This window comes from Pseudonocardia thermophila (genome assembly GCF_900142365.1).
Lineage (GTDB): Bacteria > Actinomycetota > Actinomycetes > Mycobacteriales > Pseudonocardiaceae > Pseudonocardia > Pseudonocardia thermophila.
Genome location: NZ_FRAP01000002.1, coordinates 1 through 11,379, shown reverse-complemented (window position 1 = coordinate 11,379; position 11,379 = coordinate 1). Strand labels below are relative to the sequence as shown.

Below are 11,379 nucleotides of genomic sequence, written 5' to 3'. Positions count from 1 at the left end.
CCATGCGTGTGATGGCCCAGCTCGGCATGGTCATGAACCTCGACAAGTGCATCGGCTGCCACACCTGCTCGGTCACCTGCAAGCAGGCGTGGACCAACCGCAGCGGCATCGAGTACGCGTGGTTCAACAACGTCGAGACTCGGCCCGGGCAGGGCTATCCGCGCCGCTTCGCCGACCAGGAGCGGTGGCGCGGCGGCTGGGTGCGCAACCGCCGAGGGCGGCTGCAGCTGAAGGCCGGTGGCCGGTTCCGCAAGCTGTTGACGATCTTCGCGAACCCGGTGCTGCCCAACATCCGCGACTACTACGAGCCGTGGACCTACGACTACGAGACCCTCACCGAGGCCCCGCTCGGCGACGACTTCCCGGTCGCGCAGCCCCGGTCGCTGCTCTCCGGCGAGCCGATGTCGGTGGAGTGGGGTGCGAACTGGGACGACGATCTCGGCGGCGCGCCCGAGCACGGCCCGCGCGACCCGATCGTCGAGAAGATCCGCGCCGAGTCGGAGGAGAAGGTCCGGTTCGAGTACGAGCGGGCGTTCATGTTCTACTTGCCGCGGATCTGCGAGCACTGCCTCAACCCGGCCTGCGTGGCGTCGTGCCCGTCCGGGGCGATGTACAAGCGCACCGAGGACGGGATCGTGCTCGTCGACCAGGACCGCTGCCGCGGCTGGCGGATGTGCGTGACCGGCTGCCCGTACAAGAAGGTCTACTTCAACCACCGCACGGGCAAGGCCGAGAAGTGCACGTTCTGCTATCCCCGCGTCGAGGTGGGGCTGCCGACGGTGTGCTCGGAGACGTGCGTGGGCCGGCTGCGCTACCTGGGCCTCGTCCTCTACGACGCCGACCGGGTCACCGCGGCCGCCTCCGCTCCCGATGAGCGCGATCTCTACGAGGCGCAGCTGGACCTGCTGCTCGACCCGGCCGATCCCGAGGTGATCGCGGCAGCCCGGCGGGAGGGCATCGCCGAGGACTGGCTGGAGCACGCCCGCCGCTCCCCCGTCTACCAGCTCGCGAAGGTCTTCCGGGTGGCGCTGCCGCTGCACCCGGAGTTCCGCACGATGCCGATGGTCTGGTACGTGCCGCCGCTGTCCCCGGTGGTGGACCGGCTCGTCGAGACCGGGCACGACGGGGAGTCCGCGGCGAGCCTCTTCGGCGCCATCGAGGCGCTGCGCATCCCGGTGGAGTACCTCGCCGAGCTGTTCACCGCCGGTGATCCCGCGCCGGTGACGGCGGTGCTGCGCAAGCTCGCCGCGATGCGGTCGTTCATGCGCGACGTGACGCTCGGGCGGGAACCCGACGAGGCGATCCCGGCGTCGGTCGGCATGGACACCGAGCGGATCGTGGCGATGTACCGGCTGCTCGCGCTGGCGAAGTACGACGAGCGCTACGTCGTCCCGACCGCGTACGAGGGCGAGGCGCAGCAGCTGGAGGAGATCGGTTGCAGCCTCGACGTCGACGGCGGGCCGGGTATGGGCGGCCCGTTCGGCGAGGCGTCCGGGCGTCCGGTCCCGGTGTCGGTGGAGACCTTCCACGCCCTGCGCACCCGCCAGACCAGCGACGCCGTCGCCGACATCGGCGATCGGGTCAACCTGCTCAACTGGGACGGCAAGGGCCGCCCGCCCGGGCTCTTCCCGCCGCGCAGGACGGAGGAGCGCCGGTGACCGCCCGCGGGTCGGCGGTCGTGCTGCAGGCCGCGGCGGTGTGCCTGCAGTACCCGGATGACGAGGTGCTGGCGATGCTTCCGCTCGTCCACCGCGCGGTCGACGAGCTGGACCCCGGCCGGCCGCGGGAGCGGCTCGGGTCGTTCCTGGGCTTCGCCACCCGGACGGCCCCCGCCGCGCTCGCCGAGCACTACGTGGAGACGTTCGACCGGCGCCGCCGCTGCTGTCCGTACCTCACCTGGTGGACCGAGGGCGAGACCCGCCGCCGCGGCGTCGCCCTCGCCGGCCTCAAGGCCCGCTACCGAGCGGCCGGGTTCACCCTGACCGGCGCCGAGCTGCCCGACTTCCTGCCGGTGGTGTGCGAGTACGCCGCCACCGTCGACCTCGCCGACGGGCTGGCCCTGCTGCAGGCGCACCGGGCCGGGCTGGAGCTGCTCCGGCTCGCCCTGACCGACGCCGGCACACCGTACGCCGGCCCCGTCGAGGCGGTGTGCGCGCTGTTGCCGGGCCCGTCGCCCACCGACGTCGCGGCCGCCCGCCGCCTCGCCCGCACCGGCCCGCCCCGCGAGCAGGTCGGCCTCGATCTCGCCCCGTTCACCCCGGGAGGATCCCCGTGACCGTGTGGGACGTGCTGCTCTGGGGCGTGCTGCCCTACGTCATGATCGCCGTGCTCGTGCTGGGCACGGTGTGGCGCTACCGGTACGACAAGTTCGGGTGGACCACCCGCTCCTCGCAGCTGTACGAGTCGCGGCTGCTGCGCATCGGCAGTCCGGTGTTCCACTTCGGCCTGCTCGTGGTGGTGATCGGGCACGTCATCGGCCTGGTCATCCCGCAGAGCTGGACCGATGCCGTCGGCCTGTCCGAGACGGCCTACCACGTGCAGGCCGTGGTGCTCGGCGGGATCGCGGGCGTCTGCACGCTCACCGGCATCACGATCCTGATCTACCGGCGCCGCACCACCGGCCCGGTGTTCTCCGCGACCACCCGCAACGACAAGGCCATGTACGTGGTCCTCGTGGCCGCCCTCGTCGCTGGGCTGGCCACGACGCTGCTCGGCGCGATCGGCGGAGTGGAGCACAACTACCGGGAATCGGTGTCGCCGTGGTTCCGCTCGCTGTTCGTGCTGCAGCCCGACATCGCGTCGATGGCGCGGGCGAGCGTGGAGTTCAAGATCCACACACTGATCGGGATGGTGCTGTTCACGATCTGGCCGTTCACGCGCCTCGTCCACGCGTTCACGGCGCCGCTGCACTACCTCTTCCGCCCGTACATCGTCTACCGCTCCCGGGACGCGGGGCCGGCGAGCCGGCCGGCGCGACGGGGATGGGAGAGCATCGAGCGTCGCTGAGGTCAGGGCCTTCGTCGGCGAGGCTCGTGCTGCACCTGGTCAGCCCGGGACGAACGCGTTCGCGGGGCGGGCTGCCGCGCGGGGGTCCCAGAGCTCGTCGAGGAACGCGGAGGCGACCGGGGACCAGGTCATCCGGGTGTAAGCCGCCAGCTCGCGAGCCAGCGGCCGCCGGAGGCGCCGGACGAGGTGACGCAGGTCCCCCGGGATCACGTTGTCCGGCAGCAGGGTCGGGCCCAGCCCGCACGCGGCGAACCGGGCGAGCGCCTCGACCTGGGCGCTGCGGACCGCGGGCTGCGGGACGAAACCCGCGTCCCGGCAGGCGGCCACGACGAGCGGGGCCATGCCGGCGCTCGGATCGGGCAGGACCCACCGCCGGTCCGCGAGGTCGGAGAGCTCGACGCGCCCGGTCGTGCGCAGCAGCGGATCACCTTCGGGCAGCAGCACGACGAACTCCTCCCAGCCGAGCGAGGTGACGGGCCCGTCCCAGGTGCGGGGCTTCGGGCCGATCGCGATGTCGGACACACCGCTGCGCACGTCGTCCTCCAGCTGCTCGCGGTGCACGTACTCGCGCAGCGAGACGAGGATCCCGGGGTGACGGGTGCGCAGCGCACGGATCGAGTCCGGCAGGAGACCGATCGCGATCGAGAAGAGCGTGGCGATCTCCAGCTCGCCGCCGGTGAGGTCGTGGGTCATCCGCGCTGAGCGCCGGGCCCGTTCCGCGGACAGGACCGTGGCGCGCGCGTCCGGCAGGAAGGCCCGCCCGGACGGGGTGAGCCGGACCCCGCGCGGCAGCCGCTCGAGGAGGGGCCCACCGAGCTCCTTCTCCAGGGCCGCCAGCTGCTTCGACAGCGACGGCTGGGCGACGTAGAGCCGCTGCGCCGCACGCGTGAAGCTGCCTTCCTCGACGACCGTCACGAAGTACTGCAGCTGACGCAGGTTCACGGCCGCAGCATAGGTATAGCCACAGGCTATGAGAATTGGAAGTACAGATATTGGACGGAATGTTGCGCCTACCGCCACGCTTGCGTCCGGTTCCGCCGTTCGAGGAGGAGTGGCAGGTGTACATCAACCACGTGGCGCTGCCGGTCGACGACGTCGACCGCGCCAGTGAGTTCTACGTCGACTGGTTCGGCGCGCGGGTGATCCCGTCCCCGCGGTTCCCCGTTCCGGTCGCCTGGATCCTGCTGGGCAAGGTCCAGGTCCACCTCGTCCAGCACCCGGGTCCCGCGTCGCGCGCGTACCACTTCGCGGTCGCCGTCGAGGACGCGGCGCAGTTCGAGGCGCTCTACCACCGGGCGGACCGAGCCGGCCTGCTCGACCGCGAGACCTTCCCGCACCACATCTACGAGCTGCCCAACGGCGACGTGCAGACGTGGCTGCGCGACCCGTGGGGCAACGTCGTCGAGGTCGACCACCCGAGCATCGCCGACCTGTCCCCCGAGGTCGCCGCACAGGCGCGGCGGTGGGCCGAGGACGACGAGCTCACCGACTGGAACCGCCGCGCGTCGTTGTTCCGGCCGGAGCAGGCCGGGCTGGCGCTCGAGCCGGCCGGGCCGGGCCGATGACCGCGCCGATCGGGTCCCTGCACCACGTGGGCATCGTCGTGCGCCACCTCGAGACCACCGCGGCGTTCGTGGGCGACGCGCTCGGGTTCCCGGTCGCCCGGCAGCTCGACTCGCCCGAGCTCGGTCTGCGGATGGTGTTCTACGCCTGCGGGCCCGCGCTGGTGGAGCTCGTCGAGTTCGCCGACCCCGCCGTCGCGGCCGCCCGGCTCGGTGATCGGCCGGCCGTGCTCGACCACGTCGCCCTGCAGGTCGCCGACCTGCAGGACACGCACGAGGCGCTCGCCCGGCACGGCGTCGAGCTGATGCGGGCCACGCCGCTGGTCACCCCGCTGGGCCGCACCACGTTCACCGACCCGGCCAGCTCGGCCGGGGTGATCTGGCAACTGCTCGAGCTCGCCGGTACCGACGCGCAGGCGAGCACGTGATCCAGGGGCCGGTGAGCGGCCGCAGCCGCCGTCGGCCACCACCCGATCCTCACCGTCACGGGACGGTAGCCACTCAGGAGTTCCACCCGCAGCAGGAGTCCCGGTGCCGTCGACTCCGTCAGGGCGCAGCGCCGCATCCCGGCCGCTCGCCCCGGCGAGGCACGGGGACCGACGAGAGGAGGAGCCAGCGATGCTGCTGGCCACCCGATCCGTACGGCGCACCCGGCGCGGGGGCGTGACGGCAGCGCTGGTCGCGGCCGTGCTCGCCGCCTGCGCGCCGGCGTCGGGCGGACCCCAGGAGCGCGAACCCGCCGACAGCCCGGCCGCCGTCGCCTACGTCGCCGAGGCCGATCGGATCACCGACGCCGCCCGCACCGGGCTCGTCTACGCGCCCACCAACGACTACACCCCGCCCGACCAGCTGCAGGTCATGACGACCTGGCCCGGCCCCACCGAGTCCCCCGCCGTCCCGGCGGGCCGGACCATCGCCTTCGTCTCGTGCGGGGCGACGGTCTGCAACGAGACGGCGGAAGCGGGCGCGCAGATCGCCGAGCGCGCCGGGTTCCGGGCGTCGCTGGTGAACATCAACGGCACCGCCGACATCCAGAACCTCAACCAGGCGATGGCCAGCGCCATCGCGCTGCGGCCCGACGCCATCGTCGGGGTGTGCCTCACGGCCACCCAGATCGCCGACAAGCTCGAGCAGGCGCGGGCCGCAGGGATCCTCACGGTCTCCACCTGCGACCCGACCCCCGCGGGTGGGAGCGGCCGGTTCGACGCCGCCGCCGACTACGCGAACGGCCTGTCGGCGGAGCTGCTCGGCTGGGGGATCGTGTCGACCACCCGCGGCGACGCGAACGTCGTCGCGATCAAGGACGAGGCGTTCCCCGCGGTGGTGCGCAAGATCGGCAACCTCGTGCGGGTCCTCGAGGACTGCCCGTCCTGCACGGTCACGACGGTGACCTGGCAGATCACCGACGCCGCGAACTCAGCGAAGGCCGCGAACATCCTCACCGGCATCATCAATGCGAACCCGGACATGAACGCACTGGTCCTGCCGTACTCGGTCGGCATCCAGTCGGCGGTGCAGGCGGTGGCCAGCTCGGGCCGCGACATCAAGATCTACGCGGACGACCTCGACGCCGTCAACCTCCAGCTGCTGCGCGACGGCGCCGTCGAGATGGTGAGCTCCGTCGATCCCCGGCTCGCCATGTACCAGTGCATCGACCAGGTCATCCGCGGCCTCGGCGGCGACGCCTACGTCGAGCCCGCCCGGCTGCCCTACCTCGCGCACCTGTACACCCGCGAGGACCTGCCGGCGACGGGGGTCGGCGCGTTCGCGCGGTACTTCGACTACGACGCCGTCTACCGCGATCTGTGGAAGCGGCCCTGACATGGCCGCCAGCACCGCCCCGGCGCCCGCACCCCCGCTGCTGGAGATCCGCGGCCTGCGGAAGGTCTACGGCGGCACCGCAGCGCTGGCCGACGTCGACCTGACCGTCCACCACGGGGAGATCCACGCCCTGCTCGGCGAGAACGGCGCTGGCAAGTCCACCCTCGTGCGCATCCTCGCCGCGGTCGAGCACGAGGACGCGGGTGTGATCAGCCTCGGCGGCGAACCGCTCCCGGCACGCCGGACGACGCGGGCGATGTCCGAGCGCGGCGTCGTCTTCATCCACCAGGACCTCGGACTCGTGCCGTCGATGTCGGTCGCGGAGAACATCGCGCAGTACGCCGGCTACCCGACCGGCCGGCTGGGCATCCGCTGGCCGGACACCCGGCGCCGGGCCCGGGCCGCACTCGCCCGGCTCGACATCGAGCTGGCCCCGGACCAGCCGGTCGCCGAGTTGTCGATCGCCGAACAGGCGATGGTCGCCGTCGTCCGGGCGCTGGCCCGCGACGCGCGCCTGATCGTCCTGGACGAACCGACGGCGAGCCTCGCCGCCGCAGAGGCGAACCGGCTGTTCGCGGCGTTGCGCGCGCTCCGCACGTCGGGGGTCGGGTGCCTCGTGGTCAGCCATCGGCTCGACGAGGTCCTCGCCCACTGCGACCGCGTCACCGTCCTGCGCAACGGGACGCTGATCGACACGCGGCCCACGACCGGGCTGACCGCCCGCGCGTTGGTCACGATGATCGTCGGACACGCTCCTGGCCCGCTCCCGGGGAAGCGCGGCCTGCCCGGCGGCCGTCCGCGACTGCGCCTCGACGGGTTCTCCGGTCCGGGGTTCGGCCCGCTGAGCCTGCAGGTCGCGCGCGGGGAGATCGTCGCGGTCACCGGCTTCGCCGACGCCGGGCACCTCGCGCTCGTGGACGCCCTCTACGGGGCCCGGACCGCGCACGGCGGCGTCGTCGAGCTCGACGGGGCGCCCTACCTGCCCTCGACGCCCGCGCACGCGATCGCGCAGGGCATCCAGCAGGTCCCGAGCGACCGGGAGGCGCTCGGGCTCGCCGGCACCCTCTCGGCGCGGGAGAACCTCTTCCTGAACCCGCGGCGCGGGCTGACCCCCATCGACCTGCGCCGGGAACGGCGTGCGGCCGCTCGGCTGATGGAGGAGTTCGACGTGCGGCCGCGCCGGTGCGACGCCCAGGTGTCGATCTTCAGCGGCGGCAACGCGCAGAAGCTCCTGCTCGCTCGCACGCTCGCGGCCCGACCACGGCTGCTGCTGCTCGCCGAGCCGACCGCCGGCGTGGACGTCGGAGCGCGCGCAGCCATCTACGCCAAGGTGCGCGAAGCCTGCGGGGACGGCACGTCCGTGCTCATGGCGAGCTCGGACTTCAACGAGGTGGCCGAGATCGCCGATCGGGCCGTCGTACTGCACCGCGGTCGCGTCTCGAAGGTGCTGGAGGGCGACGTCACCGTCGCCTCGGTGACAGGAGCTGCCCATGGGAGTTGAGACCGCCCGACCCGCGGCGCTCCGCCGGCCGAGGTGGGTCGGCCGGGGGCATCGCCCGAAGGCACCAGCCGGCTCGCGCGCTACGGACTGGTGCTCATCCTGATCGGCCTCGTCGTCGGCTTCTCGCTGGCCCGGCCGAGCAGCTTCGCGACGGTGGAGAACTACCGCGCCATCCTGAACAACCAGGCCGTGGTCGTGCTGCTGGCGCCCGCAGCGACGCTGCCGCTGATCGTCGGCGAGTTCGACCTGTCCGTCGCGAGCGTCCTCGGCGTGGCCCAGGCGCTCGTGACCGGGCTGTGCGCTCTGCAGGGCCTGCCGGTCGGCGCGGCCGTGGCGCTGGCCGTCCTCATCGGCGGCCTGCTGGGGCTGATCAACGGGGTGGTGATCGTCAAGCTCGAGATCAACGCCTTCGTCACCACGCTCGCCAGCGGCACGGTCATGGGTGGCCTGGTCGTCTGGTACACCGGCGGAGCCCCCGTCTACGAGGGCGTTCCGGCCTCGTAGACCCGGCTCGCGCGGGGTCACCTGCTCGGGATCCCGCTGCCGGTCGTCTACGTCGTGCTCATCACCGCACTGCTGTGGTTCGTCCTCGCGCGGCTCCCGGTGGGACGCCGGCTGTACGCCGTCGGGGGTAACCGGAGAGCGGCCCGGCTGAGCGGTATCCCGGCCGACCGGCTCGTCATCGCCACGTTCGTGGGGTCGGGCGTGCTCGCGGCGATCTCCGGCGTGGTCCTCGGCAGCCAGCTCGGCTCGGTGGTACCGGGCGGCGAGGGCGCGTACCTGCTCCCGGCGTTCGCGGGCGCGTTCTTGGGGGCGACCGCGATCGAGCCGGGGCGGTTCAACCCGATCGGCACGGTCATCGCGGCGTACGCGCTGTCCGTCGCGGTCTCGGGCCTCCAGCAGCTCGGCGCACCGTTCTGGATCCAGCCGGTGTTCAACGGCGCGATCCTCGTCGTCGCCGTCGGGCTCTCCGGCTACGCAGCGCGGGTGAAGGCCGCCAGAGCACGGGCCCGCCAGCTCGCCCGCATCGACAGCGCTCACCGACCCCAGCCACCGGGCGAGGAGCCCGGACCCGCACACCCGAGGAACGAGGAGAACAGATGTCGGAGTTGATCCTGATCGTGTCACTGGTGGCCAAGCCCGAGAAGCAGCAGGAGGCCGAGCAGTTCCTCCTCGACCTGCTCCCGCCGACCCACGCGGAGGACGGTTGCCTGCTCTACGCCCTGCACCGCGAGGTGGAGGACCCGACGCGGATCTGGTTCGTCGAGCGGTGGGCCTCCCGTGCGCTCCTGGACGCCCACCTGCACAGCGAGCACATCCAGAAAGCGCTCGCCGGGGTGAGCGAGTACTTCACCGAGGGCCCGGACATCCGGTTCTGCGAGGCGATCCCGGGCGGCGACCCGGACAAGGGCTCGATCGCCGGGCACGCGGCCGGAGCGTGATCACGGCATGGACCTGCCCGATTCGATGTGGGCGGCTCGCTACCCCACGTCCGGCCCCGACGCCGGGGTCATCCGGGTCGAGCGCGTGCCGCGGCCCGATCCGGGCCCGGGCGAGGTGCTCGTCGCGGTAGCGGTGTCCGGGGTCAACCCGACCGACTGGAAGGCGCGGTCCAACCGGACCGGCACCGGATCCTCGTGGGTGACGCCCAACCAGGACGGGGCCGGGCGGATCGTCGCGGTCGGGCGAGGGGTTCCCGCGCAGCGCGTCGGGGAACGGGTCTGGGTGTGGCAGGCGGCCTGGAACCGGGCCGGTGGTACGGCGGCGGAGTACGTCGCCGTACCCGCCGACCAGGCGGTGGCCCTGCCGTCGTCGGCGTCGTACGACCTCGGAGCGGGTCTCGGCATCCCGGCCATGACGGCCTATCACTGCCTCTTCCACCCCGGTCCGCTCCTCCCGGGCGACCGCGTGCTCGTGCACGGCGGGGCGGGTGCGGTGGGCCACGCCGCCATCGAGCTCGCCCGCCACCGCGGGGCCGAGGTCGCCGCGACGGTGAGCAACGCCTACAAGGCGAAGCTGGCCGCGGCGGCCGGTGCCGACCTCGTCATCGACTACCGGACCGAGGACGTCGCCGCGGCCGTGCGGCGCTGGGCGCCCGCAGGGGTCGCCCGGATCGTCGAGGTCGATCTCGCCCGCAACCTGACGACGGACAGCGCCGTCGTCGCGCCGGGCGGGGCCATCGCGGTCTACGCACGGACCGAGCAGCCCGTCCTGCCGCCGTGGGACCTGATGGTCGCCAACGCACGTGTCGACTTCGTCCTCGTCTACACGATCGACGAGGACGCCGAGCGCGCCGCGGTCGAGGGGGTGACGACGGCCGTCCGGGACGGAGCGCTCACCCCGCTGCCCGGTGCGCGGTTCTCGCTCGCCGAGGCCGCCGCCGCGCACGACGCGGTCCAGGCGGGCCACACCGGGAAGGTGCTCATCGACGTCGGGACCGCGTGACCGCACGGGCCGGACGTGCGTGGCCGCTCACCGATCGCGAGCGGCCACGGACGAGGATCGCGGTGTTCGCGCAGATCGAGAGAAGGGGGACCGATGGCGGGGACGGAGGAGTCCGTCGTCGTGACCGGTGGCGGTCAGGGCGTCGGCAGGGCGATCGTGGAGCACCTGCTCGAGCTCGGCCGCCGCGTGATGATCGTCGAGCTGCGCGCCGACGGCCTCGGCTGGGCCGATGAGCACATCGCGGTCGGGCGGATCGGTGTCGTGCCGGGTGATGCCGGCGCGGACGACGTGGCCCGCACCGCGGCCGAGCGCGCCGCGGCGCTGGGGCGGCTCACCGGATGGGTCAACAACGCGGCGGTGTTCCCGGACGCGTGGCTGCACGAGGCCGGTGGGGCGGCGGTCGCCGAGCTGGTGCGGATGAACCTGCAGCCGGCGCTGGCCGGGGCCGCGGCGGCGGTGGCGGCGTTCCGAGCCGCCGGGACGGGTGGTGCGATCGTCAACGTGTCGTCGCACCAGGCGCAGCGGTCGGTGCGCGGCGCGCTGCCGTACGCGGTGGCGAAGGCGGCGATCGAGGGGCTGACCCGGTCGCTGGCGGTCGACTACGGCCCGTGGGGCATCCGGGTCAATGCGGTGGCGCTCGGGTCGATCGTCACCGATCGGCTGGCGCGGCTGCGGGTCGGTCAGCCTGAGGAGGTGCGGCGGGCCACGGACGCGCAGCTGGCCGAGCTGCATCCGCTCGGGCGCGCCGGAGAGGCCGCGGAGGTCGCCCGGGTGGTCGCGCACCTGCTGTCGACCGACGCATCGTTCGTCAGCGGAGCGGTGATCCTGGTCGACGGCGGCCGCGCCGCGCAGGGCGCGGACCCCGAGCGCAGGCAGCCGGGCTGACGCCGGGGCACCTCGTCCGCGAGCGAGCTCCGATCCGCGGACGGGCCGCGTGCCACCCTGTGGGGAACGCGTCGGGCACCACGCGTTCGCACGTGGTGCCCGACGAGGCGCTGTCCGCTCAGCTGTTCATCTGGTTGTTGCCGTGGGCCAGGAAGTTCG

Annotated in this window: 11 protein-coding genes and 1 pseudogene; 11 read left to right on the top strand and 1 reads right to left on the bottom strand. The window is 73.1% G+C overall.

Translation table 11 applies throughout. The features are described from left to right. Positions 1–2: 2 nt before the first annotated feature. The 3 genes from narH to narI are packed head-to-tail and all read left to right on the top strand — an operon-like array spanning position 3 to position 3,006. Positions 3–1,658 carry a nitrate reductase subunit beta gene (narH, locus tag BUE41_RS02350; RefSeq protein ID WP_073455182.1) on the top strand — a complete coding sequence of 552 codons (1,656 nt, stop codon included), beginning with the start codon at positions 3–5 and terminating at the stop codon, positions 1,656–1,658. Beyond that, positions 1,655–2,275, top strand: a complete 621-nt coding sequence (gene narJ, locus BUE41_RS02345) for a nitrate reductase molybdenum cofactor assembly chaperone (RefSeq protein ID WP_073455181.1) — start codon at positions 1,655–1,657, stop codon at positions 2,273–2,275. Before narH ends, narJ begins: the two co-directional genes overlap by 4 nt. Continuing rightward, on the top strand, positions 2,272–3,006 hold the full coding sequence (gene narI / locus BUE41_RS02340) for a respiratory nitrate reductase subunit gamma (RefSeq protein ID WP_073455180.1): 735 nt from the start codon (positions 2,272–2,274) through the stop codon (positions 3,004–3,006). Before narJ ends, narI begins: the two co-directional genes overlap by 4 nt. Before the next feature lie 39 nt (positions 3,007–3,045). On the opposite strand, the gene BUE41_RS02335 is transcribed toward narI, so the two are convergent. Further along, on the bottom strand, positions 3,046–3,948 hold the full coding sequence (locus tag BUE41_RS02335; RefSeq protein ID WP_073455179.1) for a LysR family transcriptional regulator: 903 nt from the start codon (positions 3,946–3,948) through the stop codon (positions 3,046–3,048). A gap of 116 nt (positions 3,949–4,064) precedes the next feature. Here BUE41_RS02335 and BUE41_RS02330 point away from each other — a divergent pair, with 116 nt between their 5' ends. The 8 genes and pseudogenes from BUE41_RS02330 (at position 4,065) to BUE41_RS02290 (ending at position 11,220) form a co-directional block, all read left to right on the top strand. Beyond that, positions 4,065–4,571 (top strand): VOC family protein, encoded by a 507-nt coding sequence (locus BUE41_RS02330; RefSeq protein WP_073455178.1) that lies wholly within the window; start codon positions 4,065–4,067, stop codon positions 4,569–4,571. After that, the gene (locus BUE41_RS02325) at positions 4,568–4,996 is read left to right on the top strand and encodes a VOC family protein (protein WP_073455177.1); all 429 of its coding nucleotides are present in this window, start codon (positions 4,568–4,570) and stop codon (positions 4,994–4,996) included. The genes BUE41_RS02330 and BUE41_RS02325 overlap by 4 nt, the downstream gene beginning before the upstream one ends. A gap of 190 nt (positions 4,997–5,186) precedes the next feature. Continuing rightward, positions 5,187–6,389: a sugar ABC transporter substrate-binding protein gene (locus BUE41_RS02320; RefSeq protein WP_073455176.1), complete on the top strand. Its 1,203-nt coding sequence runs from the start codon at positions 5,187–5,189 to the stop codon at positions 6,387–6,389. A 1-nt stretch (position 6,390) separates the two neighbouring features. Then, a complete protein-coding gene (locus BUE41_RS02315) occupies positions 6,391–7,890 on the top strand; it encodes a sugar ABC transporter ATP-binding protein (RefSeq protein WP_073455175.1) in 1,500 nt (499 codons plus the stop codon). Between the two features lie 33 nt (positions 7,891–7,923). Next, positions 7,924–9,003: pseudogene (locus tag BUE41_RS31640) on the top strand (ABC transporter permease). Continuing rightward, positions 8,991–9,332: a putative quinol monooxygenase gene (locus BUE41_RS02300; protein ID WP_073455172.1), complete on the top strand. Its 342-nt coding sequence runs from the start codon at positions 8,991–8,993 to the stop codon at positions 9,330–9,332. Before BUE41_RS31640 ends, BUE41_RS02300 begins: the two are co-directional and overlap by 13 nt. 7 nt (positions 9,333–9,339) lie before the next feature. Further along, positions 9,340–10,335, top strand: a complete 996-nt coding sequence (locus BUE41_RS02295; RefSeq protein ID WP_234996919.1) for an NADPH:quinone reductase — start codon at positions 9,340–9,342, stop codon at positions 10,333–10,335. Positions 10,336–10,428: 93 nt separating this feature from the next. Continuing rightward, a complete protein-coding gene (locus BUE41_RS02290; protein WP_073455171.1) occupies positions 10,429–11,220 on the top strand; it encodes an SDR family NAD(P)-dependent oxidoreductase in 792 nt (263 codons plus the stop codon). The last annotated feature ends 159 nt before the right edge of the window (positions 11,221–11,379 follow it).